This is a genomic window from Anoxybacter fermentans, assembly GCF_003991135.1.
In the GTDB taxonomy this organism is placed as follows: domain Bacteria; phylum Bacillota; class Halanaerobiia; order DY22613; family DY22613; genus Anoxybacter; species Anoxybacter fermentans.
Genome location: NZ_CP016379.1, coordinates 193,483 through 219,876 on the forward strand (window position 1 = coordinate 193,483; position 26,394 = coordinate 219,876).

A 26,394-nucleotide genomic window follows, 5' to 3' on the forward strand; every position below is an offset into this window, starting at 1 on the left:
TGGATGAGGTGGTTGAGTATAGATAATATGAGTGAATTTAGGAGCAAATTAATAAAGAAGGACTTGTACAATGAAAATGCAAAGAGGTATGCTGAAAAGATTAAAAATACTGATAATATCGTGATATGGGGATGTGCAAGTGCAGGTCAATATGTATATGAATTTTTAGAAAAATTTGGAGTAGTTGCTAATATTAAATATTTTGCAGATAATAACAAAAAAAAATGGGGAACCAAAATGAATGGGCTACTTGTTTTATCGCCTGAGGAAGTAGTTAAAAAGTATAATGATAAAAGTATATCAAGTATAATAGTTGCGACTATACATTTATCAGATGTTAGAAAGCAGTTGTTATCACTTGGAATAGAAGATTATGCTATAGATGTAAGGGGGTTAAGTTTAGCAAAGGATTATTTGGATTTTAGAAATGAATCTCCGTTCAAAATAATTAACTCTCACATAGAACAATATGAAAAGGTTTACTCATATTTATCAGATGAGCATTCAAAGAAGGTTTATCTAGGAATATTAAATTCTAAAATATCTTTGGATAATAAGTATATGAAAGGTATAGCTTCGCCTGCTAAAGAACAATATTTTGCTAAAGAACTTATTAAAATAAGTGAAGAAGAGGTATTTTGTGATTGTGGAAGTTTTAATGGGGATACTTTAGAAACATTTATTTCGCTATCAGGTGGTAGGTACAAAAAATATATAGCCATTGAAGCTGACAAAGAAATATATAATGAGTTAAATAAAAAAATTGCTGCAAAAGGTATTAAGAATGTGCAAACGTATAATGTTGCATGTTGGAATGAAAAAACAATTTTAAAATTTCAACCTTCACAATCTTCAGGACATATTACAGAAAAGGGAAAGATTTCTGTTTGTGCTGATACTTTAGATAACATTCTGCAAAATGAAAAAGTGACATTTTTGAAAATGGATATTGAAGGTGCAGAGGAAAAGGCTTTAAATGGTGCTAGTACAGTAATTAAAAAATATAAGCCAATTTTGGCAATATGTCTTTATCATAGCTTGGAAGATTATTATAAAATTCCATTAATGATAAAAGAGTTGAATCATGAATATAGTTTATTTATTAGGAATTATACCGATATGTTAGATGTTGAAACAGTATGTTATGCAATTCCTAAGGATAGACTTTAGTAGTATTGGATAATATTGTAGACATGAAAATTTAAACGTTAATATAAGAAAAAGAAAATATTTTAAGCATATAAATTATATTGCTCATCAATATTGTGAAAATATGACTAAAAAATTTGTTTATGAATTAATATAAATTCATATGTAGTTTAAAGGTTATATAAAAAATTATGTAATGATTAGAAATTTTTGAATTGTTCTAATAAAACAAAGTAAATAACAAATAATTGTTTAATTATTGAAAATTTGATAATGGAGAGATTAAGTGGCTAATAACATATCAGTTTTAAGTTGCATAGGTCAGTGTCTCAATTTTAAATAGGAGGTGAGCATGTGGATAAAATTGTAATTGGTATGGTTGGAGCAGGTCGAGCAACGGAACTACATATGAATGCTTTACAAAGGGTAAGTGGCATACCATTGCGTTTTAAAACGATAGTTGCACGTCGTCCTGAACAACTATTACCAGCAAAAGAAAAATACGGATTTGAAATTGCATCCTATGATTTTAATGATTTGCTTAATGATCCAGAAATAGACGTTATTGACATATGTACTCCGCCCTATGTTCATGAGGATATGATTATTAAAGCTATACAGGCTGGTAAGCATGTTATATGTGAAAAGCCACTAACAGGTTATTTTGGTAATGAAAATGATGGAAAACCCATAGGTTTAAATGTTCCGAAAACAGTTATGTATGAGGAGGTTCTAAAATCAATAGAGAATTTGAAAAAAATTATTGATGCGTCAGACAGAAAGTTTATGTATGCTGAGAACTTTGTATATGCGCCCGCCGTGGTAAAAGCAGCAGAAATTATATCTGCAAAGAAAAGTAGAATTCTCTATATGAAAGGTGAAGAAAGTCTTAATGGTTCTAGTTCTCCCGTAGCGGGTGAATGGTCTAAGACTGGAGGAGGAACTTTTATACGAACGGGTTCACACCCTTTATCAGCTGTGCTGTGGCTTAAGCAACAGGAAGCGAAAGCACGTGGCGTTGATATTTTCGTCGAAAGTGTTCTTGCAGATATGGGGAGAGTAACACCATTACTATCAGAATATGAACATAGGCATATTATGGCGCGTCCTAATGATGTTGAGGATAACGGTACTGTAATACTGACATTTTCGGATGGATCAAAGGCAGTGATTATTGCTACTGATATCTGTTTGGGAGGAAGTAAAAATTATATAGAGTTATATTGTAACGATGCAAATATTAAATGTAACTTAACTATGAACGATATGATGTCAACATACTTTTTAGATGAGCACGGATTAGATAATGTATATCTTTCAGAGATGCTTCCAGTTAAAATAGGATGGAATAACCCTTTCATAGCCGACGAAGTAATACGTGGATATACTGATGAAATGCAAGATTTTATGGAGTCGATTTATTATGATAGAGAGCCAAAATCTGGTTTCAAACTTGCATATGACACAATGAAAATCACGTATGCCGCTTATAAGTCTGCTGAAATAGGGCAAAGAGTGAAATTATAATAATTAATTGAATAATAAAATATCCAAATTCAATTTAGAATACATTAATTTGATGATATAGAAAAAAGTTTATAGCAGTTAGATAACTGGCTATAATATTATCATATAAGGAGAAATGCATATGAAAAAATTAGCAAACCAGTTTTATGAAATTGCTGCCTTATATCCCAACAAAATAGCTATATGGTGTGACGATAAAACTATTACATATAAAGAGCTTGCTGATTTAGTAAGTCAATACTCAAATTATCTTTTAAAAAATGGGGTTGCTTACCGCGACCATATTGGTATTCCAATGAATAATAGTATCGAATCAGTTGCGTTAATTCTTACAGCAGCAAACCTTGGGGTGGGACTCGTTCCAATAAACCCAACCTTACCAATAGATGCTATTAAAACAGCTTTTGCTTTTGGCAATGTAAAACATCTAATAGCTAGACGTATATTTTTTGAACAATGTGATAAATTAGGTGGACTAAATATTAATGGCATAAAATTTTGCTTAGATGGAGAATATGATGGTACGCTACCATTAGCAGATGCAAAGAAAATGTCCACGAAAAGACCGATTCTTGAAGAAGTTAGCGGAGATGAAACATTAATTCTAACTATGACATCCGGGTCTACAGGTTCACCAAAGCCAATTGATTTAACACAAAACAATAAATACCAACGTGCCATGGCACATATAAATTTATATAATATAACAAAAGACGATAATGTTCTTGCAGCTACTCCACTCTATCATTCCTTGGCTGAAAGACTTGTATTAATTCCGTTGCTAATTGGTGGAACAAGCGTTTTATTACCAAGATTTACTCCTCATATTTGGCTTAATTGTGTGAAAAATTTACAAGTAACGTTTACGATTGCTGTATCAACTCAGCTTAGTCAAATTGCTGAGCTGCTTTCAAGTCCATTTATTCCGGAATTAGAAAGTTTAAGATGTGTTGTATCTTCTTCTGCATTACTTGAACCACATGTAAAAACTGAGCTTATAGAAAAATTAAAATGTGAATTTCACGAAATGTATGGAACTTCTGAAATATCTACTGCAACAAGTATTAATTTTAAAGAATCTTTAAACAAAAAGCAGTCAGTGGGAAGGCCAATTCCTGAAGCAGATATAAGAATTATTAAAGACAATGGTGAACTGGCATCAAACTATGAAATTGGTGAAATAGCATGTAAAACTAGCCTTTTGTGTAATGGATATTATGGTATGTCAGAAGTTTTTAATGATGCTCTACAGGATGGTTACTTCAAAACTGGAGACTTAGGATATATTGACGAAGATGGATTTTTATATTTTGTAGGTCGTAAGAAAGAATTAATTATAACTGGTGGTATTAATGTATACCCTTCGGATATAGAGAAATGTGTATTAAAACTTCCCGAGGTAAGTGAGTGCGCAGCATTTGCATACCCGGATGAGAGACTTGGAGAAGTTGTTGCATTGGCTGTTGTTACTAAACCAAATTGCAAATTAACGAAAAGAGCAATCCAAATTCAATGCGCAAGAAATCTTGCAGACTTTCAACAACCACACAAAATTTTCTTTGTTGATGAACTACCAAAGAATGCAATGGGTAAATTGATGAAATTTAAACTGATGGAATATGTAAGGCTTCATTGTTTAGACGAGTAATTATAAAAAAGAATGGAGGGAAAATAATGAATGTATCGGATTTCATAATAAATAGACTACAACAAAAATATACAATAGATAAGAATATTGATATTGAAACTCTTAATTATGTAGAAAGTGGTTATATAGATTCACTTGGCATTATTAAATTTATAGTTGAGATCGAAGATGAATTTGGAATTGAATTTTCAGATGAAGAAATAGCTGATCCATCTTTTAAAACTGTAGGTGGTTTAATAAAACTTGTAGAAAGAAAAGTGATGAATAATGAAGAATCTTAAATTTGTTACTGCAAAGAAGCAAAATGGTATCTATAGAAAGACAGAATTTAGAATAGGAGATATTACCGTAGGAAAAGATTTTTTAGTTATTGCAGGTCCATGTAGCGTTGAATCTGAAGAACAAATAATGACTGCTGCAAAGGCAGTTAAAGCTGCAGGTGCAAACATGCTTCGTGGTGGTGCGTATAAGCCAAGAACTTCTCCTTATTCTTTTCAAGGTCTTGGAAGAGTTGGACTTCAGTATCTTAGTAAGGCAGGAAAGGAAACGGGGCTTCCAATTATAACAGAAGTAATTGATCCAAGAGATGTCTATTTAATTAGTGAATATGCCGATGTACTTCAAATCGGAGCACGTAATATGCAAAATTTTTCTTTACTTATTGAAGTAGGAAAAGTTGGAAAACCTGTTCTTCTAAAAAGGGGCATGAATGCTACTATCGAAGAATGGTTAAACAGTGCAGAATATATTATGAACGCAGGAAATCCAAATGTAATTTTATGTGAACGTGGTATTCGTACCTTTGAAACATATACAAGAAATACCTTAGATTTAAGTGCTGTTGCTGCAGCAAAAGGACTTACGCATCTTCCGGTAATTGTTGATCCTTCTCACGCTACAGGGCGCGTAGATTTGATACGTCCTATGACTCTAAGTGCAATTATGGCTGGTTGTGACGGACTTATGATTGAAGTCCACCCATCACCTTCTCACGCTCTCAGTGACAAGGAACAACAACTTACGCCCGACCAATTTAAAAATTTAATGGAGGAGGTTAGAGAAACTCTGACATTTAGAGATAAGTTATATGTAAAAAAAGATTAAAATTATTGGGTCTATAATTAATGTTGTGAAGAAAAAATTATAAAAAATAAAAAGGCATTTGCTGGCCCCGTTGAATTAATTAGTTGTGAACTAAAAACCAAAGAAAGGAGCCCAGCAAATGCAAGATAATAATATCATAAAATTTCTTGATTTGCCAGACATTATTGCAACTGAAATTATTTCAACGGAGGACAGATATATTTTTATCGCTGAAGCAAAGAAAAATCACATTGTGTGTCCTCAGTGTGGTAATATCACTAATAAAATCCATGATACAAAATGGCAAAATATTAGAGACATCCCCATAAGAGGTAAACTAGTAATCATTAGACTTCTAAAGAAAAGATATCGTTGTCCTTATTGTCATAAAAGGGGCATCCCTGAAAAATATGAAAGTATTGATAAATATGCCCGTAATACCAAACGCTTTGATAAATATCTTGCTAAAGAAACTGTCAGCAAGGATTATTCTAAAGTTGCTAGAGAAAACGGGTTAAGTTATACAGCTGTTAATAATGCAGTTAAAAAAGTAATTGACCCTCTCATTAAACAACAAGTTTCAAAATTTAGTCAATTAAAAGCCATCAGTATCGATGAATTTGCAGTTTTAAAATGCCATAAATATGGAGTTAGCATTACAGATCCAATTAATCGGGAGTTAATTGACATTTTACCTACTCGCAAAAAGGATGATTTAATTGACTACTTTAATTGTTGGGAAGATGAACAAAGACGACAGATTCAATCGATCTCTATGGATATGTGGCGGCCGTTCAAAGCAGTAGCAGATGCAGCATTTACTCATGCAAAAATTGTTATAGATAAATTTCACCTTGTAACTTTAATGAACAGAGCCCTTGACGAAGTTAGAAAACAAGTTCAACAAACAGTAAATAATCATCAGAGAAGAAAGTTTTTTCAAATTCGTTTATTACTCCAAAAACGAGCTGAAGAATTGACAGATGAAGAACATGAAAAGCTCATCAAATTATTTGAACTCAGTCCAGCTCTAGAAAAGGCCTGGGAATTAAAAGAGGAATTCAGAGACCTATTGCAGCTAGATGATGTGAAAGAAGCCACCAGAGCTCTAAAAAGGTGGTATAAAGAAGTAATAAAAAGCAAGCTGATGCCTTTTTACCAGGTAAAAAAGATAATACAAAGATGGGAAGGAAAAATACTAAATTATTTTAAGACTAAGATAACCAATGGCTTTGCTGAGGGTATCAATAACAAGATTAAATTGATCAAAAGGATTGGATATGGTGTTCCAAATGTTATGAATCTAAGGAGAAGAGTATTTAATGCAATGTTAAGTTATTAAATTTAAATGTTTATTCCAAAATCAATTTACCAATCAATTCAACGGAGCCAACTTATCTTTCACAACATTTGACGGAGAGCCAATATAGACATAATTCTTTTTTGGGGAAATCACCTTTTGGAAAACCGCAATATATATTGTTAAGTGGTATTCCAGAAGAAGTTCGTTCTATGCGTGTAAAAAAAAGAATTATGGAGTGGGAGCGTAAATTTGGACAGGTTCAATCTTCTAGTAATATTGAAAGTGGTTGGATAGAGTCACCTATAAGTCGAACTAAAGTGGAATTTATGACAGATGAACAATGGTTAAAAGCAATAGAAAAATATAAAACTTTAAAAGATAAACATCCTGATGATCTGAAAGGAGGAGCGCGGGAGTTATCAAGAGAATTGGAGGTTCAGGCTCATAAACATGGTCAACGTTTTGCAAAACTGGTTTTGCATTTGCCACAAGATTGTTATCACGGATATTATGATGCTATAATAAGAGGAATAACAAAAAAAGAAACTTATAAATTTGATAAGAAACAGGATAAAATTCCTCCATCAGAATCTGCAAGTTTTGAGGATATTTGTTCTGTTATTCGATATGTTAGTACTTTAAAGGGAAATCCGTGTGCAAAAGAAATATGTGAGGGTGTTGCAAGATTAGCTGATTATAATTGGCCTGAGGATATACTTAAATATATTGTTAATTGTGCAGTTGATCCAAATAATTCTATTGATAATATAATTGTTGAAAAATCTTGTGAAGATATATATATCAATGGTATTAATACTGTGCCTGGTGTGGCTGCTATTACAATTGCTAGATTACTTTCGGAGAATGACAATAGGTTCAAAATTTTTAAACCAGCGATTTTACATTTAATCAATCATCATTCAGCTGCTGTTCGTTCATGTGCTGCTGCGTGTTGTTCAGCTATGTTGAAGATTGATAGAGATAAGGCTTTAGAATATTTCTTAAAATTGACTGATATTAATGATGAAAGATTATTAGCAACTCCAAAGGTAAAAGAATTTTTGTATTCTGCTTATCATACTCATTATAACGAATTAAAAAAAATAATTAAAACAATGGTAAAATCCAGAGAATCGAAGGTAGCAGAAATTGGAACTATTGTTCAAATAAGAAGTTGGTTGGAATATGGGAAGGGTGAAGAGTTAACACAAATTTGTTTAAATGGTTCTAAAACAAATCGTCTTGAATTAGCAAAATTGTTTGCTAAAAATTACTTTGAAAAAAAATATTTTGAGAGAGTAAAAGAGTATTTAAAAAATTTATTTAATGATCCAAGTAAAGAAGTTCGTAATGCAGCGTTGCAGGTTTTTGGGAAATTTGGTGGAAGTGAAGTGGATCAGCTTAAAGAAATTTTATCAATATGCCTTAAAAGTCCTGTCTTTTGGGATAATCCTTCTGTTGTATTGCAGGCTTTAGAAAGATGTTATAGTGTTGATAAAATTTCCAAAGAAATTTTTTTACTTTCGGATTTAATGAGTACAGAATTAACTAAAAATTCACGATATTTGGAAAAGAGTCTATTTTTGGATGTTTCAGTTATGATTAAGTTAGTGTTAAGATTGTATGACCAGGGTTCTTATTGTAGTGAAATTCGGTCTAAGTGTCTGGATGTAATAGATCAAATGTTAAAAGCACGGATAGGAGAAGTAATAAATGAATTAAAAGATATTGAACGATGATAGTAGAAAGCAATAATATTTAAGTCAAGGAATGATAAGTACCTGAAAGTTTTTAAATGAATTATCATTAAAAAATATAAAGGATTAAACTGCAAAAAGCTAATTTTGAGCGACATAGAAATTTTTCGTTAAACCATCTTAGCGAGATTTTAGTCGAAATAAGGCCTCATCACTTCCTGTGATGAGGCCTTATTTCGACTGAAATTGAGCTTTAGATGGTTCGAAAAATTTCTTTTGAAGCGAAAAATTAACTTTTTGCAGTAAAATCATAATTGTAAAAAAAATTGTAGATTTGTTAATGACAAATATGTAAGAGGTTTAAAGCTAAGAAAAGTTAAAAGGCTCATAAATAAATTGTCTCTAAAAGTGATATCATTTAGAGATAAAGAGAATTTAAAAAGGGCTTTGATAATTTTTATCGAAAAAGATGATTATGTGATTGTTATTCCATAATTTTAGAATCAGATGCTTAAAAAATGAGGAAGTGGATTTTCTTTTATAAATAGAAAAACCGACTATGAAAGTCGGTTTTTATGCTTCCTGATAATCTTTTATATTAATTTCTTTTTTCTTCCACAAATTTATCTCCTTCCATTTACCACTCCGGAAACGTAGATAAGACATAACGGTTCTACTCATAAAGTCAATGGCAAAAGCAATCCATACTCCCACAAAACCAATTTTAAAAACAATAGCCAAAAGATAAGCTAAAGCTACTCTGCTTCCCCAGACACCTATGGCGGTAATATACATAACCCATTTGGTATCTCCTGCACCTCTAAGAGCACCGAAAAAGGTAAGGAGAATGCCTAGAAAAGGTAGGGAGAGAGAGATTATACGCAAAGCAATAACTGACAAGTGGACAACTTCTGGAGTCCGGGTAAAGATCAGAGTGATTGGTTTTGCCAGAAGAAAGATTACAATTCCAAAAATAAACATGAAACCTGCTGCCATTTTTGCAGCGATATAACCTACTTTTTCAGCACGATCTGGTTTTCCAGCTCCCAGATTTTGTCCGACAAGAGTTGTAGTAGCCATATTGAGACCAAATGCTGGCATATTGGCTATGGAGATTCCACGCATGACGATCTGATTTGCTGCTAATGCAGGAGTACCTAAACCTGCAACTATCATAGCCAGAGATGTAGTACCACTAGTACGAATCAACTGTTCTATAGCAGCAGGGATCCCCACCCTGGTTAATTGACCAATTATTTCCCAATTAAAGGTAAAGCGTTTTGGCCAGTTAACTTTGAATCTGGTTCGCCCTGTCAGCAGAATATAAAGTGCTATTCCAAAGGCCAGCATTCGCGCAGCAGTTGAAGCGATAGCTGCACCGACTACGCCCAATTCCGGAAATGGCCCAACTCCAAAGATTAATAAATAGTCAAAGACTAAATTAAATATGTTAACAAAGACCATCACTTTCAAAGGTGTTTTCATATCACCCGCGCCCTGCAAAATTCCGTTAAGTACCATTAAAGTAAAGAAGAATGGGAAAGAGATAGCGATAATTTGAAAATATACGGTTCCGTAGTGGATAACTGCAGGGTCAGGTTTTTTCATAGCTACAATCATTAGTTCAATAATCTGTTCTGCAAAGATATAGGAAAAAAAACCAATCCCTAATGCCATAGTCAAGGTAATGGCAATAGATTGGCGTGCTATTTCTTCTGCCTGTTTATAATTTTTTGCCCCTACATTCTGAGCTATAAGAGCAGTAGTTCCTACACTAAAAGCAGTGGTTGCACTGATAATAAACCATAATAAATTGTTGCTGATTCCTACAGATGCAATTGCCGCTGAACCCAGAGAGCCTACCATTGCTAAATCTACAATTCCAACAATCATCTGAAGGCTCATTCGTAATATTACCGGCCATGCCAGGAAAATTACACTTTTAGGAATACTCATAGAGGTTAGATCCTGTTTAATCTGCTTCACCTGCTATACTTCTCCCTTCAAAAGTATTTCGAATTCAAAAATATCTTATATAACTAAATAATAACACAATGATAAGTAATTTGTCAAAGGAATATCATATTCCTTTAATACATAAAAATTTAATAAACGTAGGAAGGAGGATAGGTGATGCGTAAAAGTATGATTTGGGGCGGGATTTTTACATTAGTTGCAGTAGTTTTGGCTTTGCCTTATATATATTTTACGGTAGTTTATAGTACTTCTGGTAATATTATAGAAGGAAATGGGCAGGTTCCTTGGGGAAAATTATACTTTGAGGGAGTAAAGTTGGCTCTGGTGGTCTTTTCTTCCTGTTTAATCGGTTTTTCCTGGAGTAAGAGTTTGGGATTAGCGGGGTTTGGAAGAGTGGAAGATTTAAAACGGAATTGGCAGTGGATTTTGGTCTATGGTGGATTTATTGGTTTGATGATTTATATTTTTGGAGATCGGTATTTTATAAAGCTGGCCCCAGGATTTTATCCAACTCAGCTTAAGTTTGCTATATTTATTCCTATTTATGCAGCTCTGGTTGAAGAAACCTTTGCTCGATTTGGAGTTATGACCTTTTTGGTAAAAATTTTTGGGAGTAAACAGATAGCTAATATTTTGGCGGCTTTGATCTTTGCTATTGGTCATGTAAATATGTTTAAGGTTACTGGGATAATTTATCGGTTGAATTATGTAACTTTCTGCTCCTTTATCTTAAATTTATGTGTTAGTCTTTTCTTTGGGTATGTGTATTGGCGTAAAGGTCTTTTAACGGCTATGGGAATTCATTTTGTAGCTAATCTCAGATATGTACTTTTTGCACTTTTGCGATAAAAGTAAGTGAGGCTATAGTAAAAAGCCATAGCCTCATTTATGTGAAGAAAAACAACCATGAAGTTGGTTGTACTAGAGTTTAAAAATAATCTGTCTGGGTGAGAGTGATGATATTTTTTAGATTCTGAATCCGAAGTTTAATTTCGATTTTTAAGAGCGGGTCAGAAGTGGCCTGCTGTTTTTTCTTTAGATATTGAATTCTCGCAAAAACCCGTTGGTAACTTTCCTTTCTATACATAACATGCCCTCCTGTTTGTCCATGTATTTATTAATGATTAAACTGTAAAAAGCTAATTTTTCGTTTCATAAAGAAATTTTTCGAACCATCTAAAATTCGATTTCAGTCGAAATAAGGCACACTAATCAACGGGCTCTCCTGGCCCTTGATTAGCTCATCACATCCTCATATGAGGTCTTATTTCGACTAAAATCTCACTAAGATGGTTTAACGAAAAATTTCTATGGTGTTCAAAATTAACTTTTTGCAGTTTAATCATTAATAATATTTATATAACAAAGGGAGAAAAGTTATGATAAAGGTAGTTTGATAAAGTGAAAAAAAAGTATTATGATATAAATATCCGAAAGCTTTTAATTTGAGAAATTAAGGAGGATTTAAGTAATGGTAAAGCCAGTAAAAAAAGGAGAGATTGTAACCATAGAGTTGGACAACCTGGCCTATGGTGGCGAAGCAGTAGGTCGGGTTGATAATTTTGCCATTTTTGTGGCCGGTGGTATTCCAGGAGAAAAGGTTAAGGTCCGTATAACCGAAGTAAAAAAACGCTATGGACGGGGAGAATTGATAGAAATTTTAAATCCTTCTCCATTCCGTGCTCCTGCTTCATGTGATGTGTACACCGGATGTGGTGGGTGTCAGCTCCAGCATGTGGAATATAAGGAGCAGTTGAAGTTAAAGCGTCAAATTGTAGTAGATGCAATAGAAAGGATCGGTGGATTAAAAGGGGTTAAAGTTCATTCTACACTGCCCAGTAATCAGGATTTTTATCGAAATAAAGCGCAATTTCCCCTGGGCGTTGGAAAGGGCGTAGATGGAAGAGAAGAGATTATTACTGGTTTTTATGCTCCCGGTACTCATAAGATTGTTCCAAATAATAATTGTTGTATCCAACATCCCCTTATCAACCGGATTGTACGTAAAACTCTTAAGATCCTCAATGAAGAAGGAGTGTCCATTTATGACGAAAGAGTACATAAAGGTTTGCTCCGTCATCTTCTAGTTCGGGTAGGGGTTTGTACTAACCAGGCAATGTTAGTCTTTGTCACTAATGGTCAAGAATTTCCAAAAGGTAAGAAGATTGCTCAAAGGGTAATGGATGAAGTACCGGAATTGGTTAGCGTATTGCAAAATATCAATACCCAGCGTACCAATGTAATCCTGGGTCAGAAGACTAGATTGATTGCCGGCAAGGAGAGAATTATTGACTATATAGGCGATTTGAAATTTGAAATTTCGGCCCAATCTTTCTTCCAGGTAAATACCTTACAGTCAAAGGTGCTTTACGATCGGGTTTTAAAATATGCTAATTTAAGCGGTAAAGAGATTGTTCTGGATGCTTATTGCGGGATTGGAACGATTTCGCTTTATCTGGCTCAACATGCAGGTGTGGTACACGGTATTGAGGTAGTTCAACAGGCTATTGAAGATGCAGAACAAAATGCAGTATTAAATGGGATTAAGAACACATTTTTTTATACCGGTTTGGTTGAAGAAATATTACCGCGGCTTGTAGAAGATAATGTTAAATTTGATGTTGTAGTTGTTGATCCACCGCGGAAAGGTTGTCATACGGATGTATTAAAAGTGTTTGGTGAGACTAAACCTGAACGGATTGTGTACGTTTCCTGTAATCCTACTACTCTAGCACGAGACCTGGCTGTATTGGTGAAGTATGGGTATGAAGTAATAGAAGTACAGCCGGTAGATATGTTTCCCCATACCTATCATGTGGAGTCAGTAGTATTGATTAAAAGGAAATACATGGGTTAAGATTAGTAAAATCAATGGTTTAGGGTATTTTGAACAAAACTTAATATGTTACCTTGTATGAGGGAAGAAAACAGTAACCCTGCATTAATTTGTAGGGTTTTTATTTTTCAAATATTTTACATATAAAAAATATTGAAGATTACGATAAGACGATTAGATATTGAGACTTTATTAATACTTGTAAAAAAACGGAATAAAATATAAAATGGAAAGCTTATATCAATAGGAGTGATGTAAATGCACAATTTCAATGATAAAGTGAATTTTATATGAAAGATAGTAGAATTATTAAGGGGTTAATATAGACCTGAAAAATATGGTGATGTTATACTTTCGATGGTAGTATTAAGACGTTTTGATTGTTTGCTTGAAAAAACGAAAGAAGCTGTTCTAGAGAAGGCGAAAACAACAGATATTGAAATGATATTAAATAGTGTAGCTGGTTATGGCTTTTCTAATAAATCACAATTTGACTTTGCTAAGCTCTTAGTACAGAAACTGTCGGCATTAATCATTCATCTTTCGCCATGTTCATTCATGAGAAGACGTCTTCGATTGAAGAAAGGGCACATAAGACCATTGCAAAATTTTGCCTTGATAACCCGGAGCATCCGTATGCAGTTAAAAACGATTTGTTCCACATGTTAAGAAGCGGCGATGCGTCTCGAAAAAAATCTGTTGACAAACATATTAATGTGATTTTATAATTGGAAATAGAAATACATTTTTGGTTTTCCTGGTTTTCTTAAAACTGATTGGAGTGGTTTTATGGAAGATAATCGCTTGCGTATTGTTCAGGCGGCCCATGATTTGTTTAATGCTCGGGGATATAAGAGCGTAACCATTAGTGACTTGGCCGATCGATTAGGAATGAGTAAAAAGACGATTTACCAATATTTTTCCGGGAAAGAGGAAATTGCAGCTGCTGTAATAGAAGGTGCGCTAGCTCGGGTAAATGAAATTATCGATATGGCGGAATCCCAACAATCAGACCCTCTGCATGCTCTTCAGGATGCGTTAATACAAGTGAAGGACCAAATTACTCTTCTTGGACCTTTGTTTTTAGAGGATGTACAAAAATATCTTCCTGACTTATGGCAACGAATCGAACAACATAGGGCTGAAAAAATCAAATTCATTGAGCGTTTGTTACAGCGGGCTCAAGATGCCGGGTTGGTAAAAGATATTGAGCCGCGTCTGGCAATGGTGATTTTTTTTGAGGCAGGACAGGCTTTAATTAGACCCGATTCTCTTTCTCGACATGGGTTCTCAATGGTGGACGTTTTGGATGCTTTAATCAAAATCTTCTGTACGGGAATTGTAGAACCAAAGATATTTGAGCCGAACGTCAAGCTCTGATGGATTCTGTTTTTTTTCGTAACAGATTCCTATTTTGCGAAGTAAACGTGGCAAACATGCAAATTGCGAAATGCCCCCGCTGATCTGTAACAGCAGCTGGGGTTGTCGCACGTCGTTTGGAAACCATAAATAATATAAACGTCCCCCTGGTTCCATAAATTCTTTAAAGTGTAGATATGGCCGGGTAAAGCCTCTCTGGGTGCCAAATGAATGCAGGGGATAAACGAAAAGAAAGGGATGATGAAATGGAGAAATACGTATTGTATTTCAAAGAGATCGACAAGACATACTTGCCGTTTGTGGGCGGAAAGGGAGCAAATCTGGGTGAAATGACAAAAGCAGGAATTCCGGTTCCTCAAGGTTTTTGCGTGACGACCTTGGCCTATCGCAAATTTATCGAAACAAGTCAAGAGATGGATGAACTTTTCAACCGGCTCGATAGGGTGAGTCCGGACTCTTTAGAAGAAATCCGTGAATTGGGACAACGTATTCGGGAACACCTGCAATCCATTTCCATGCCTGATGATATTCAATCTGCGATTCTGCAGGCATGGGAACGTACTGGAAAGGGAAAATCGTATGCGGTCCGTTCCAGTGCGACGGCGGAAGATTTGCCAACTGCCTCTTTTGCGGGGCAACAAGAAACGTATTTGAATGTACGAGGGAAAGAGCAACTGCTCCATGCTATACAAAAGTGCTGGGCTTCTCTGTTTACGGATCGTGCCATCTCATACCGGGCGAAAAACGGGTTCGACCATCGTTCCGTATTTCTTTCGGTTGTCGTTCAAGAAATGGTTTTTCCGGAAGTGTCGGGGATCATGTTTACGGCGGACCCCATTTCGGGTAATCGAAAAATCATTTCCATTAATGCTAGTTTTGGTTTGGGCGAAGCGCTTGTATCTGGGCTTGTATCACCCGATTTATATCAAGTTCGGTCTGGTGAAATCATCAAAAAACAGATATCTAGAAAGAAAATCGCGATCTATCCCGTGCCGGAAGGTGGAACAATTACAAAGAACATCCCTGCCGAAAAACAAGAAGTCCAGGCGCTGTCTGACCAGAAAATCCTCGAATTGGCGAAAATAGGTCAGAGGATTGAGGAACATTACAGATCGGAACAAGACATTGAATGGTGTTTGGTGGACGGGAAATTTTACATAGTACAGAGCCGACCTATCACCTCTCTTTATCCAGTACCGCATATCACGGATGACAAATTACACGTGTTTTTTTCGTTTGGCCATCAGCAAATGATGACAGACGCGATGAAACCGCTGGCGATTTCGTTTTGGCGCACCCTGATGCCTTTCGGGAAAAAAGGTTCGGTCCGTTCCGAGGGCCATGCATTGCTTGAAGCCGGCGGAAGGTTATTTGTTGACATTACTGAACTTCTTTGCCTGAAGCCGGTTCGAAAGATTTTGCCTCGCGTTTTGAGCGGCATTGATGAGTTAATCGCCAGTGCCATCTCCGAATTGATCGAACGCGGTGACATTCAATGTAAACCAAACAAACAGGTAAAAAGAAAAGTGGTTCGAACGGTTCTTCCGATTGCCAAGAACATCATCAAAAACTTGTTTTTCAGGGATCCTTCTCAGGGATTGAAATACGTCAATGATTTCATGCAGCGATCAATTAAAGAATGTGAAAGCTTTGTGAAGGGGGCTTCCGGAGCAGAGAGAATCAAACGAATCCAAGAGAGCCTCGGGAATCTGCTACTATACTCGAATTATCCGCTCTCGAATGTCTTGCCTTATCCGCTTTCGGGAATTGTGGCATGGAAGCTGATCGAACGTCTGAGCCAAAAGTGGTTGGGGGATCAGCAAAGCGTTCACTTGTTAAATAAATTAAAGAAGTCGTTGCCTGGAAATGTTACAACCGAACTGGGATTGATGATTGGAGATTTGGCTGATGCAGCAAGGCCGTATCCTCAAGTGATCGACTACCTGCAAAGGGCGAAAGATGAGACATTTTATGAAGGGCTTGGTCGGATTCAGGGAGGAGATGCGTTTAGGAGGAAGCTGGTTCAATTTATGGATAAATACGGGATGCGCTGTCCCGGTGAAATTGATGTAACCAATCCACGATGGCGAGAAGCACCGACCCTGCTTGTGCCGTCTATTATGAGCCATATCCGAAGTGTTGCTCCCGGTGAACATCGGGAGAAGTTCAGACGGGGAGAGAAGGAAGCCGAACAAGCTGCTAAGGAGATTCTCTCACGTATCGGAAAGACCCGCGGTGGATATCTCAAAAAGAAACTAATGTCCCGTCTTATTACTGTATTTCGTAATGGAATGGGAATGCGAGAACATCCAAAGTACATTATTGTTCAACATTTTGATATTTATAAGCAAGCCATTTTGGATGAAGGACGGGCTCTTGTTGGTAAAGGTATCTTGGAACATGAGCAGGATGTATTTTATCTATCACTGGAAGAACTTCTAGCATTGGAAGAGAATCGTTTTTCCGGCAATATCCGCGAACTTGTTCAATCACGAAAAATAAAATACGAACAATACCAAAAACTTACTCCTCCTCGTGTCATGACAAGCGAAGGAGAAGTGATTACGGGAAGACGACGTGATATTGAAGCCCCAGAAGGCGCATTGATCGGTACGCCGGTTTCCGCAGGGGTTGTAGAAGGAGTTGCACGAGTGGTTCTGAGACCGGAGGAAGCCAAACTCAACCCAGGTGAAATATTGGTTGCCCCCTTTACCGATCCGGGATGGACTCCTCTCTTTAATTCAGCAAAAGGTCTGGTTATGGAGGTTGGCGGTATGATGACTCACGGGGCAGTGGTTGCGCGCGAATATGGGATTCCTGCAGTTGTAGGCATCGATAAAGCAACCGAGATTATTAAAGACGGTGACTATATTCGTGTGGACGGAACACAAGGTTACGTCCAAATATTGGAAGATGATGAAGATGCGTAACCGGATATCTATTCCATTTGCAGGGATTCTTTTTGGCACGGCGGCGAATATGTTGATGCAGACAGTCATTGCTACCATCTTACCTCAGATCATGAGTGAATATGGAGGTTGGCAATGGTATGGTTGGGTGTTCAGCAGCTTCTTAATCGTATCTACCATTACTATTCCTTTGTTTGCAAAGATGGCCGACTTATACGGCTATAAGAAATTCTATATGATCGGAATGACAATCTTTATAGTCGGCTCTTTGCTGTGTGGTCTTGCCCCATCTGTGCCATTTCTGATCGGGGCGCGAATTATTCAGGGATTGGGTGTGGGGATTATTGGTCCAGTAACCATAGCCCTGATAAGTAATTTATTTTCTTTGGAAAAGCGCGGTTCTGCTATGGGGATTTATGCTGCCACACAATTACTATCGAATGTGATCGGGCCGATTTTTGGCGGTCTTATAGCACAAACCTTTGGTTGGCCTTGGGCGTTTTACATGGTCATTCCGGTTGGACTGCTGTCTCTGTTGCTGATTTATCCGTTGCGTTTGCCATCTAATCAAACATCTCACGGTTCAATTCGTCAACTCGACATGATTGGAGCTTTACTTTTTGGTAGTTTCATTGCCCTTTTTATTCAAGGTTGGACTCGGTTAGGGAAAACGGGGCTAGATCAGATATCTTTGTCTATTTTTGTGGCAAGCCTTGTTTTGTTTGCTCTATTTGTTCTTCAAGAGAAACGGCATCCATATCCTGTGATTCCACCGAAATTTATTCGTATCAAGAATGTCCGTTTAGCAAATATAACCGCTTTCTTGATTGGATTATTGATGTATGGGGCGATTGCCATATTGCCGCTCTACTCTGAAAAGGTTTTAGGAAATGGTTCTGTGAATAGTGACAAGTTGCTTGTTCCGCTCACTGTTGGCATAGGTCTTGGAGCCATTCTTAGTGGACGTGCAGTAAAAAAGTATAGCTATAAAGCGTTGGCCCAAATTGGATGGTTAACTTCATTTCTAAGTTTAGCTATATTAACTGTAATGAGCTTCTTGAATGTATTTAATTACTGGATATATGTATTCATCTTTGCTATAGGGCTTGGAATAGGGACCCTATTACCTACGTTTTTATTACCAGCTCAAAATGCAGTTTCTAAAAATGAGCAAGCTACAATCGGTGGAATGGTTCAATTGAGCCGAAACAGTGGGGGAGCTATTGGTATTCCAATATTAACAGGCCTTCTTTTTATCTCAGAGCGTTTCGGATTAACATTTAATGGGGGATATTGGCTAATTTTCTTATTTCTTTGTATATGTACTCTTTTTGGATTATTAGTTGGTATGCAATATAAAGGGTCTGTTAAAGAAGAATTGAACGGAGTAGAGAGAGATTGACAGTAAAGGGGTACAAGATTATTTATTCGGGGGTAGATTATGACTTGGAACAGATTTTACAGGAGACCCTCATTATCACTTTGAAGATCGGGCTAATCAAATCCTGGATCAGCTTAAAATTCAATCTGTTCAGGAGTTAAATCTTCGTAAGATCGCTAGGAATTTTAGAATTTCCATATATTTTCGTGCTGAAAATAGTAGTGCACAGCGATTCGGTAACAAATATTTGATCGTCATAGATAATCGGCTTGCTATTGTGACGATAACATCGTGTTCAGTCAAGGCCTTAATGTGCTTATCTCCGTCATAATAGCCCCAGATATTCAATGTCCAATTCTGCTACTTGTTTTAGCTTTTCAACCAGCGGTAATAGTACATCAACGTCATGTACATTTGCAGTTAGGACAATGGACAATAATGATACTAGTACTTGGCTGGAATGACTGATAATAGTGTGTAACCGATAAAATACATGTTAGTTTTATTCTTTTGAATGCCTACCGCCGCATCGAGATCAGTAAAGGTTTTCGGACAATCGCAACTGTTCCTATCCTGGCAGTTGCGATATTTTCTTTTTGGTCCAGCAGTATTGGCATAAAGAGGACGAGAATCAATGGATGTCAAGTTGGTATCAAAAAAAACATCAATTTTAAGAGCTTGAGCTATAAAGTGAAACATAATCTGGTAAAAACGCTCTACAGCAACCTTTTTGCGAAAATTACTCATACAGTTATGTGATGGAACATCCTTTAGTGATGGTGCAGCAATGAAGTTCTTGTAATCTTTGTTCTATCCTTTCCAAGTATCGGTAGAAGGTGATTTCCGGTTTTATAAAATACAAGTAATGGGCACAAAATTGATTAATTGGCTGTTTTGGTAGTTGTCCCCCTTAGGGGAAGAATAATTTTATCAACTATGCTGTCATCTGCAAAATCTAGATAATCAATCAATTTTTTATCAAAGCCAAGTGTATTATAATAGGCCATAGGTAACAGATCTAATTGAATTGCTCGTGCCAATTTTATGCATCTCGCTTGGTTTTGGTATTGTTGGTTTAAACATATACTTCAACCACCAAGCGATGGTGCATTTCTTATTTGTTTAGAAAAAATATTTGTGTGAAGTTACTTTTCAAACATGCTCTTAAGTGAAATTAATAAACATATAAACATAAGTTAATATTGCCCTTTGAGACTGAGAAAGTTGAGATTCAGTAACTAATCCTGGGATGATTTTATTCCGGAGATTTTTATTTATGCTGAAGATATTATGTTTACTGGAGCTGTGATATTATATTTATATTGAGAATTAAAACATCATGGAGTAGAATCTATTTGAAACAATGTAGTGAGACTTAAAATTGTCCGTGATAATTCACAAATGGAGAAACCGGAAGCTGTTATCATTAAAAAACTGGGGATGAAACCGATTTTCAAAGAAAAAAAGTAGTAGTGATGTTAATATCACTTGTCCAGAAATCCCAAAATTCCATTCAGGTGGCTAGATAGGACTACGAAATGATGAAGTTCCTGCAATACTACAAAAAGGTGAGTATGTCGTAAGCCTTTTAAGGTTAATCATGATCTCAACTCTTTGAAAAAATTTGCGGCATTAATAAAAAAAGCGGAAAAGCAATTTTCCACAAAATGCTATCTCTTTCTGGAATCAACCGGTATTTATCATCTACCACTTTTCCACTTTCTGCAAAATATGAAGTTTGAGGTGTTTGTAATAAACCCCTCATAACTCATTCTAGCAAGCAAGTTCTATTAAAGAGTAAATAATTCGGCTTAGCCAGATTTAAGGAGTTAATATGCCTGAATAATTTTTATCAATTGTAAAAGGATTTAAAATAATTTTAGAGAAAAATTAAATGATTAAACTGCAAAAAGCTAATTTTGAGTGACATAGAAATTTTTCGTTAAACCATCTTAGCTCGATTTCAGTTGAAATAAGGCCTCATTACAAGATGTGATGAGCTAATCAAGGGCCAGGAGGGCCCTTTGATTAGGAAGCCTTATTTAGGCGGAAATTAAGCTTTAGATGGTTCGAAAAAATTCTCAAGGAGCGAAAAATTAGCTTTTTGCAGTTTAACCAAAGTATTAGATGAAAGAGAGTGGTGAATATGAGACAGGAAACAAGGATGCATCTAGCAATGATAGTTTCAGCTTTATTCTGGGCTGGAGCATTTATAGCTGGTAAAATAGGTGTACGGGAATTTTCACCTTATGAATTAACGTTTTTTCGCTTTTTATTTGCAACAATTTTAATTTTTATAATTTTATACCATAAGGAAAAAGGGAACTGGCAACTTGAACGGTCTTTATGGCCCCTGACTATACTATTGGGTTTAATTGGGATGTTTGGGTACCATGTTCTCTTTTTTACAGCATTAAAATATACGACTGCGGTTAATTCATCGATAATTGGTGCGACCAATCCTTTGATTACAACTATTTTAGCGGCTTTTTTTCTAGGAGAGTATTTAAGTTTAAAACGGATGGGAGCTATTCTTCTGGCTTTATTAGGGGTGGTTCTGACAGTAACTAATGGTGATCTATCTGTTTTATGGAATTTTACCTTTAATATAGGAGATATAATTATGTTGGGAGCTGTCATTTGCTGGGCTATTTATTCAATTCTCAGCAGGCGGGCTAAAGGGCGAGTTTCTTCATTGAAGTTAATGACTTACGTTTTTATGGTCTGCCTTATAGCAATGTTTCCTTTTGTAATTTATGAAAAAGTATGGACTAAGCTTTTGACTATCAGTTGGCAGGGATGGGTTTCTGTTATATATATGGCTGTTTTTCCGTCAGTATTGGGATATTTGGTCCAGATGGCTTCTATACGACAAATCGGAGCTAGCCGGACAGCAGTTTATGTCAATCTGGTTCCAGTATTTTCTATGATTCTCTCCTATTTTATTTTACATGAACCCATTGGATGGTTTAAATTCTTTACTGCCGGAATGATTATTAGTGGAGTGTACTTAAGTTCAAAAAGTTAGGAAGCTGGAGGTGTTAAGAGTATATGAAGATTGATTTTAAACCATTGGGTGATCGGGGGATAAGAATTGGATTTCCTCAGGTAATATCACCTGAAGTTAATAGGATGATACGGGCAATTGTCTTTATGTTGACTAAAGAGCAAATTCATGGGATTTTAGAACTGGTTCCGACATATGCTGCTATAAGTGTATATTATGAACCAAAACTAATCCGCTATGGAGATATGAAAAGAAAATTGGAAGAGATTATAGAAGGATTGGATCAGGTTAAACTACCTCCGGCTAGATTAGTTGAGATTCCTGTACTTTATGGTGGTGAAAAAGGTCCTGATCTGGATTATGTGGCAGAATATCATGGTTTAACGGTAGATGAGGTAGTTAAACTTCATACTTCAAGACCATATCTGGTTTATATGATCGGATTTACTCCGGGATTTCCTTATCTTGGGGGATTGCCAGAAAAGTTAGCAACACCGCGATTGAACAATCCCCGCCCAAAGATTCCGGCGGGATCTGTAGGAATTGGTGGGAGTCAGACAGGAATTTATTCTATAGATGCACCTGGGGGATGGCGAATTATTGGTCATACTCCAGTAAGGCTATATGACCCTGATAAAGAAGAACCGGTACTACTTAAAGCTGGAGATTATTTACAATTCAAAGCAGTAGATAAGGAGGAGTATTTAAGAATAAAAGAAATGATATCCCGGGAAAAATATCAGCTCCGGATTCGGAAATGGGAGGAGGAAGAGAAAAAATGATTTATCGTGTAGATATCAATTGTGATCTGGGTGAAAGCTTTGGACGGTACAAATTAGGGCAGGATGATAAAATACTAAAATTAATTACATCTGCAAATATTGCCTGCGGTTTTCATGCCGGTGATCCACGGGTGATGTATCAGACGGTAAAGATGGCCTATGAGCAGGGTGTGGCAATCGGTGCACATCCTGGCTATCCTGATTTGAATGGATTTGGACGGCGGGAAATGAAACTATCGGCAGATGAGATATATCAATTAATGGTCTATCAAATTGGCGCATTACAGGGGTTTGCCAGACTTTTTGGTGTAAAGGTGGAACATGTAAAACCTCATGGGGCTTTGTATAATCAAGCAGCAAAGGATAGGGTGCTGGCTGAAGCCGTTGCTAAGGCTGTAGCCGATTTAGATCAGGAGTTAATTCTTTTCGGTCTGGCAGGAAGTGAACTGGTACGGGCCGGAGAAAAGGCCGGACTTCGAGTGGCTCAAGAAGTTTTTGCAGACCGGACATATCAGGCTGATGGGACTTTGACACCCCGGAGCCGACCTGATGCTTTAATTCACGATAGTGATCTTGCGGTAAAAAGGGTAGTAAGGATGATAAAAGAAGGGAAAGTGGAAACTGTAGATGGAGCGGAAATTTCAATTAAGGCTGATACTATCTGCGTTCATGGGGATGAAGAAACTGCTCTTGAGTTTGTAAAGAAATTGCGTGCTGGATTGGAGAAGGAAGGGATAGAGATTAGTAAAGTAGGTGATATAAGATGAAAGGTATCCGGGTTTTAGAGCCGGGTCTTTTAACTACTGTCCAGGATCTGGGACGCTGGGGTCACCAACAGTATGGAATTCCGGTGGCTGGTGCGATGGATCATTTAAGTTTACAGATTGCCAACCTTTTGGTGGGTAATGCGCGAGATGAGGCATGTCTGGAGATTACTCTTCTTGGGCCAAAACTTATGTTTGAGGTAGATACAGTGATTGCTATTACCGGTGCTGATCTTAAGCCAAAGTTAAACGGTGTTGCTATAGATGGCTGGCGTGGTATTCCGGTAGAACGGGGAAGTATATTGGAGTTTGGTCCAATAAGAAGCGGATGTCGTGGGTATCTGGCGGTAGCTGGAGGATTTGATCTGCCAGTTGTGATGGGAAGTAGATCAACTTACTTACGGGGAAAGTTGGGTGGTTTTGAGGGAAGAGCTTTAAAAAAAGGTGATCATCTACCATTTAGGCGGTATGATCTGGATTTGAATGGTTTTTTTCCAAAGTGGTATTTTACCCAGCCTCAATATCCGAAAAAGAAAGAGATCAGGGTAGTGCGTGGGCCTCAGGCTGAGATGTTTACAGATGAGGGTATTAAAACTTTTTTTAATAGTGAGTATGAAGTAACTCCTGCATCTGATAGAATGGGTTATCGCTTAAAGGGGCCCAAAATTGAACACCGGGATGGTAGTGATATCATCTCAGATGGAATTCCTTTTGGAGGAATTCAGGTTCCTTCTGATGGGATGCCCATTGTGCTTATGGCTGATAGACAGACTACTGGTGGATATGCAAAGATTGGAACGGTAATTAGTGTGGATTTGCCGTTAATTGCCCAGAGTAAGCCGGGGGATATTTTCAGGTTTATTGAGGTGACAGTTGAAGAGGCCCAGGAGTTGTATCTTGAAATGGAGAGGGTGTTAGCTAGTTTAGAAAAATACCAGCTAAAGTTTTAAACTGTTTTATATAGGTATTTTATACATAAAAAGGATTAATATAAAATTATTGTTGAAGTTAAATAAATTTTTTGGTATAATTAATGTATAAAGAGTTATTAAGGTGTTAAACTAATTATAAAAAATCTTTAATTAAAAAGAGGAATATTGGATTTTTATTAGAATATATATTTATTAAGGTTTATTAGGGGAGGTGTTAAATGAATGAAAGTTGATGAGCTATTGAAAATTTTGAATTTGAGGGCTGATCAGGTTAAAATAACTGTTGAGCCGGAGCATTCTTTGAGTAAATTAAATGAATTTGAAAAATGTTATGGTATTCCATCATCACTTGTTTATTGGGTTGTAAAGCAGGGGTTTGAAAATGAATTTTTTGAAGAATGGGCTCATTATTATATTCGTTTTATTGAATTTGGTGGAAATATTGAAGATCTTTATTTCAATAAATGTTTTGCTGAAATTAAAGAAGGACAACCTTTTTTAGAAATGCAAAAACCTGAACAGGAATTATCTGCTGTTCAGGTTTTTTAATTTTAATTCTATTTTATTGACTTTTTTTTGTTATATTAAAGTTTATTGGTTTGCACAAAATTTCTTTTATTTGCATGCCATAAACTGGATGAAATAACCATTCTTTTCTAGATCCAGTTGCAATTATTGCAGTATCAGCACTCATTACAATTGCTTCTTCTCCAGGTTCAACAGCTCCACTATCTGTAGCTACTATAAGTGCTTCTACACAGAGTTTCATTCCACCTCCAAAAAGAGATAAAGTATAATTAATGGTTTGAATTTTGGTGTCGGAATTATACGGAATGATGATGTCTTCAAAGGGTAAAACTCCTTGTAGTAATATAATTCCTTCTTTTTTTAAATTGTTTTGTACTTCTTTTTTTGATGTTTCTGGTATAATTGTTTCATAATAGTCTTTGTCTTTTTTAATTTTAAATTGTTTCATATATGGAAAAGTGACAGCAATTATTTGATGGTTGGGTAATTGTTTTTTAAGTTTAAGTGCTATTTCACCGTCAGAAGTAAATACTATTATTTTTTTTATTTGTTGATTTTGTTGAGCGGTTTCAATAACAATTTTTAAAACATTCTCTTTATTTTGTTTTCCTTCTTGTTGAAAATAATATATACTTTTCTTTAAAACAGTCATATTAATCCTCCTTATGTGATTTCATTTTTCCATTTAGTTATTTTTTGGTTATAATAATTTGAATAAGCTTTTTCAAAAGGATATTTTTCTTTTTGAGATATATAAGTTGCAGTTAGTTTTAAGAATAGATAGAAATTAAAATCAAATATGTCCAGGTCAATATCTTTTCCTGGTATAAGATGATGAGGCCAGTCATTACGAAAATAGTTGCCTCTTCCATCATCATGATTACCGTGAAGACCATGTTTTGTATCCAGATCAATTCTAAAATACCAAAATCCATTTTCTTTATCTGGATTAAGTGGACAAAATTGATATTTATGACAAATTATATAAATATATGAATTTTTTAATGTACATGTTTCTCTAAATGTAATTAAATCACCAGTTTTTAAGGCTAAATTTTTCTCTTTGATTTCAAGGCCTGTAACATTTCCGTTATTATCAATGATGATTTCAAAAGGATAGGGAGAATCTTCACAAAAGATATCAAATAAGTAATTATTATTCAAAAAAGTACGAACTTTGGAAATATAGTTACGTATATCGATAGCCATATTATTACCCCTTTATTCAAATTGTACTAAATAATTTATTCGTGATAATATATTCGTGAAAAATAAACATTTTCCTCCTTATTTATATAAAAAGTGAATAAATAAATTATTTAAACTAGACTATTAAAATTAATAAATTTTAAATTTATTTCTGAAAGTTTTTAGTAGAATTTTAAAGAAAGAGGATATAAATAGATGTGGTAAATAGTATCCTGGGCCGAACATAAGTATTAAAGCAGATATGATTAAACTGCGAAAAGCTAATTCTGAGAGCTATTGAAA

23 protein-coding genes and 1 pseudogene are annotated in these 26,394 nt (G+C 35.7%); 19 read left to right on the forward strand and 5 right to left on the reverse strand.

Annotation, left to right across the window (positions count from 1 at the left end):
* Window positions 1-3 precede the first annotated feature (3 nt).
* From BBF96_RS00890 to BBF96_RS00920, 7 genes are all read left to right on the forward strand, one after another.
* A complete protein-coding gene (locus BBF96_RS00890) occupies window positions 4-1,170 on the forward strand; it encodes an FkbM family methyltransferase (protein ID WP_127015402.1) in 1,167 nt (388 codons plus the stop codon).
* A 354-nt stretch (window positions 1,171-1,524) separates the two neighbouring features.
* Entirely contained in the window at window positions 1,525-2,676 is a 1,152-nt protein-coding gene (locus BBF96_RS00895) for a Gfo/Idh/MocA family protein (protein ID WP_127018136.1), read from the forward strand.
* Window positions 2,677-2,797: 121 nt separating this feature from the next.
* On the forward strand, window positions 2,798-4,324 hold the full coding sequence (locus BBF96_RS00900) for a class I adenylate-forming enzyme family protein (protein ID WP_127015403.1): 1,527 nt from the start codon (window positions 2,798-2,800) through the stop codon (window positions 4,322-4,324).
* A gap of 26 nt (window positions 4,325-4,350) precedes the next feature.
* On the forward strand, window positions 4,351-4,605 hold the full coding sequence (locus BBF96_RS00905) for an acyl carrier protein (RefSeq protein WP_127015404.1): 255 nt from the start codon (window positions 4,351-4,353) through the stop codon (window positions 4,603-4,605).
* Window positions 4,592-5,428 (forward strand): 3-deoxy-7-phosphoheptulonate synthase, encoded by an 837-nt coding sequence (aroF, locus tag BBF96_RS00910; protein ID WP_127015405.1) that lies wholly within the window; start codon window positions 4,592-4,594, stop codon window positions 5,426-5,428. Before BBF96_RS00905 ends, aroF begins: the two co-directional genes overlap by 14 nt.
* Window positions 5,429-5,546: 118 nt before the next feature.
* Window positions 5,547-6,749: an ISL3 family transposase gene (locus tag BBF96_RS00915; protein ID WP_127015406.1), complete on the forward strand. Its 1,203-nt coding sequence runs from the start codon at window positions 5,547-5,549 to the stop codon at window positions 6,747-6,749.
* Window positions 6,750-6,919: 170 nt separating this feature from the next.
* Window positions 6,920-8,449 (forward strand): hypothetical protein, encoded by a 1,530-nt coding sequence (locus BBF96_RS00920; protein WP_164730829.1) that lies wholly within the window; start codon window positions 6,920-6,922, stop codon window positions 8,447-8,449.
* 531 nt (window positions 8,450-8,980) lie between these two features.
* On the opposite strand, the gene BBF96_RS00925 is transcribed toward BBF96_RS00920, so the two are convergent.
* On the reverse strand, window positions 8,981-10,393 hold the full coding sequence (locus tag BBF96_RS00925) for an MATE family efflux transporter (protein WP_127015408.1): 1,413 nt from the start codon (window positions 10,391-10,393) through the stop codon (window positions 8,981-8,983).
* A gap of 147 nt (window positions 10,394-10,540) precedes the next feature.
* Between BBF96_RS00925 and BBF96_RS00930 the strand changes: the two genes are divergently transcribed.
* Window positions 10,541-11,233, forward strand: a complete 693-nt coding sequence (locus BBF96_RS00930; protein WP_127015409.1) for a CPBP family intramembrane glutamic endopeptidase — start codon at window positions 10,541-10,543, stop codon at window positions 11,231-11,233.
* Between the two features lie 79 nt (window positions 11,234-11,312).
* On the opposite strand, the gene BBF96_RS16300 is transcribed toward BBF96_RS00930, so the two are convergent.
* The gene (locus BBF96_RS16300; RefSeq protein ID WP_164730830.1) at window positions 11,313-11,471 is read right to left on the reverse strand and encodes a hypothetical protein; all 159 of its coding nucleotides are present in this window, start codon (window positions 11,469-11,471) and stop codon (window positions 11,313-11,315) included.
* A gap of 384 nt (window positions 11,472-11,855) precedes the next feature.
* On the opposite strand from BBF96_RS16300, the gene rlmD reads away from it, so the two are divergent.
* The 5 genes and pseudogenes from rlmD to BBF96_RS00955 all read left to right on the forward strand — a co-directional run bounded on the left by rlmD (window position 11,856) and on the right by BBF96_RS00955 (window position 18,911).
* Window positions 11,856-13,241: a 23S rRNA (uracil(1939)-C(5))-methyltransferase RlmD gene (rlmD, locus tag BBF96_RS00935; RefSeq protein WP_127015410.1), complete on the forward strand. Its 1,386-nt coding sequence runs from the start codon at window positions 11,856-11,858 to the stop codon at window positions 13,239-13,241.
* 318 nt (window positions 13,242-13,559) lie between these two features.
* Window positions 13,560-13,889, forward strand: a pseudogene (locus BBF96_RS16795) (type I restriction-modification system subunit M N-terminal domain-containing protein); the annotation flags it as partial.
* Window positions 13,890-14,009: 120 nt separating this feature from the next.
* Window positions 14,010-14,600: a TetR/AcrR family transcriptional regulator gene (locus BBF96_RS00945; protein WP_127015411.1), complete on the forward strand. Its 591-nt coding sequence runs from the start codon at window positions 14,010-14,012 to the stop codon at window positions 14,598-14,600.
* Window positions 14,601-14,845: 245 nt separating this feature from the next.
* Window positions 14,846-17,530, forward strand: a complete 2,685-nt coding sequence (rph, locus tag BBF96_RS00950; RefSeq protein ID WP_127018137.1) for a rifamycin-inactivating phosphotransferase — start codon at window positions 14,846-14,848, stop codon at window positions 17,528-17,530.
* On the forward strand, window positions 17,523-18,911 hold the full coding sequence (locus tag BBF96_RS00955; RefSeq protein ID WP_164730831.1) for an MFS transporter: 1,389 nt from the start codon (window positions 17,523-17,525) through the stop codon (window positions 18,909-18,911). Before rph ends, BBF96_RS00955 begins: the two co-directional genes overlap by 8 nt.
* Window positions 18,912-19,771: 860 nt before the next feature.
* Here BBF96_RS00955 and BBF96_RS16305 read toward each other — a convergent pair.
* A complete protein-coding gene (locus BBF96_RS16305; protein ID WP_164730832.1) occupies window positions 19,772-19,930 on the reverse strand; it encodes a hypothetical protein in 159 nt (52 codons plus the stop codon).
* Window positions 19,931-20,504: 574 nt separating this feature from the next.
* On the opposite strand from BBF96_RS16305, the gene BBF96_RS17270 reads away from it, so the two are divergent.
* From BBF96_RS17270 to BBF96_RS00990, 6 genes are all read left to right on the forward strand, one after another.
* Entirely contained in the window at window positions 20,505-20,657 is a 153-nt protein-coding gene (locus tag BBF96_RS17270; protein ID WP_127015414.1) for a transposase, read from the forward strand.
* Window positions 20,658-21,036: 379 nt separating this feature from the next.
* Window positions 21,037-21,918: a DMT family transporter gene (locus BBF96_RS00970; protein ID WP_205665680.1), complete on the forward strand. Its 882-nt coding sequence runs from the start codon at window positions 21,037-21,039 to the stop codon at window positions 21,916-21,918.
* A 23-nt stretch (window positions 21,919-21,941) separates the two neighbouring features.
* A complete protein-coding gene (gene pxpB, locus BBF96_RS00975; RefSeq protein ID WP_127015415.1) occupies window positions 21,942-22,679 on the forward strand; it encodes a 5-oxoprolinase subunit PxpB in 738 nt (245 codons plus the stop codon).
* A complete protein-coding gene (locus BBF96_RS00980; protein ID WP_269467427.1) occupies window positions 22,676-23,446 on the forward strand; it encodes a LamB/YcsF family protein in 771 nt (256 codons plus the stop codon). The genes pxpB and BBF96_RS00980 overlap by 4 nt, the downstream gene beginning before the upstream one ends.
* Window positions 23,443-24,393 carry a 5-oxoprolinase subunit C family protein gene (locus tag BBF96_RS00985; RefSeq protein ID WP_127015416.1) on the forward strand — a complete coding sequence of 317 codons (951 nt, stop codon included), beginning with the start codon at window positions 23,443-23,445 and terminating at the stop codon, window positions 24,391-24,393. Before BBF96_RS00980 ends, BBF96_RS00985 begins: the two co-directional genes overlap by 4 nt.
* A 204-nt stretch (window positions 24,394-24,597) precedes the next feature.
* Window positions 24,598-24,924 (forward strand): hypothetical protein, encoded by a 327-nt coding sequence (locus BBF96_RS00990; RefSeq protein ID WP_127015417.1) that lies wholly within the window; start codon window positions 24,598-24,600, stop codon window positions 24,922-24,924.
* A 13-nt stretch (window positions 24,925-24,937) separates the two neighbouring features.
* Here BBF96_RS00990 and BBF96_RS00995 read toward each other — a convergent pair whose 3' ends face one another.
* Both BBF96_RS00995 and BBF96_RS01000 read right to left on the reverse strand, forming a co-directional pair.
* Window positions 24,938-25,555, reverse strand: a complete 618-nt coding sequence (locus BBF96_RS00995) for a pyruvate kinase alpha/beta domain-containing protein (RefSeq protein ID WP_127015418.1) — start codon at window positions 25,553-25,555, stop codon at window positions 24,938-24,940.
* An 11-nt stretch (window positions 25,556-25,566) separates the two neighbouring features.
* The gene (locus BBF96_RS01000) at window positions 25,567-26,112 is read right to left on the reverse strand and encodes a hypothetical protein (protein ID WP_127015419.1); all 546 of its coding nucleotides are present in this window, start codon (window positions 26,110-26,112) and stop codon (window positions 25,567-25,569) included.
* Window positions 26,113-26,394: the final 282 nt, after the last annotated feature.

Bases quoted from the DNA above. Each gene is read 5' to 3' on its own strand.
- BBF96_RS00920 (WP_164730829.1), top strand. From the start codon at position 6,920: ATGCGTGTAAAAAAAAGAATTATGGAGTGGGAGCGTAAATTTGGACAG.
- BBF96_RS00895 (WP_127018136.1), top strand. From the start codon at position 1,525: ATGGTTGGAGCAGGTCGAGCAACGGAACTACATATGAATGCTTTACAA.
- BBF96_RS00930 (WP_127015409.1), top strand. From the start codon at position 10,541: ATGCGTAAAAGTATGATTTGGGGCGGGATTTTTACATTAGTTGCAGTA.
- pxpB (WP_127015415.1), top strand. From the start codon at position 21,942: ATGAAGATTGATTTTAAACCATTGGGTGATCGGGGGATAAGAATTGGA.
- BBF96_RS00915 (WP_127015406.1), top strand. From the start codon at position 5,547: ATGCAAGATAATAATATCATAAAATTTCTTGATTTGCCAGACATTATT.
- BBF96_RS00970 (WP_205665680.1), top strand. From the start codon at position 21,037: ATGAGACAGGAAACAAGGATGCATCTAGCAATGATAGTTTCAGCTTTA.
- BBF96_RS00905 (WP_127015404.1), top strand. From the start codon at position 4,351: ATGAATGTATCGGATTTCATAATAAATAGACTACAACAAAAATATACA.
- rph (WP_127018137.1), top strand. From the start codon at position 14,846: ATGGAGAAATACGTATTGTATTTCAAAGAGATCGACAAGACATACTTG.
- BBF96_RS00900 (WP_127015403.1), top strand. From the start codon at position 2,798: ATGAAAAAATTAGCAAACCAGTTTTATGAAATTGCTGCCTTATATCCC.
- BBF96_RS01000 (WP_127015419.1), bottom strand. From the start codon at position 26,112: ATGGCTATCGATATACGTAACTATATTTCCAAAGTTCGTACTTTTTTG.
- BBF96_RS16300 (WP_164730830.1), bottom strand. From the start codon at position 11,471: ATGTATAGAAAGGAAAGTTACCAACGGGTTTTTGCGAGAATTCAATAT.
- aroF (WP_127015405.1), top strand. From the start codon at position 4,592: ATGAAGAATCTTAAATTTGTTACTGCAAAGAAGCAAAATGGTATCTAT.
- BBF96_RS00955 (WP_164730831.1), top strand. From the start codon at position 17,523: ATGCGTAACCGGATATCTATTCCATTTGCAGGGATTCTTTTTGGCACG.
- BBF96_RS00990 (WP_127015417.1), top strand. From the start codon at position 24,598: ATGAAAGTTGATGAGCTATTGAAAATTTTGAATTTGAGGGCTGATCAG.
- BBF96_RS00945 (WP_127015411.1), top strand. From the start codon at position 14,010: ATGGAAGATAATCGCTTGCGTATTGTTCAGGCGGCCCATGATTTGTTT.
- rlmD (WP_127015410.1), top strand. From the start codon at position 11,856: ATGGTAAAGCCAGTAAAAAAAGGAGAGATTGTAACCATAGAGTTGGAC.
- BBF96_RS00995 (WP_127015418.1), bottom strand. From the start codon at position 25,555: ATGACTGTTTTAAAGAAAAGTATATATTATTTTCAACAAGAAGGAAAA.
- BBF96_RS00980 (WP_269467427.1), top strand. From the start codon at position 22,676: ATGATTTATCGTGTAGATATCAATTGTGATCTGGGTGAAAGCTTTGGA.
- BBF96_RS00890 (WP_127015402.1), top strand. From the start codon at position 4: ATGAGGTGGTTGAGTATAGATAATATGAGTGAATTTAGGAGCAAATTA.
- BBF96_RS00985 (WP_127015416.1), top strand. From the start codon at position 23,443: ATGAAAGGTATCCGGGTTTTAGAGCCGGGTCTTTTAACTACTGTCCAG.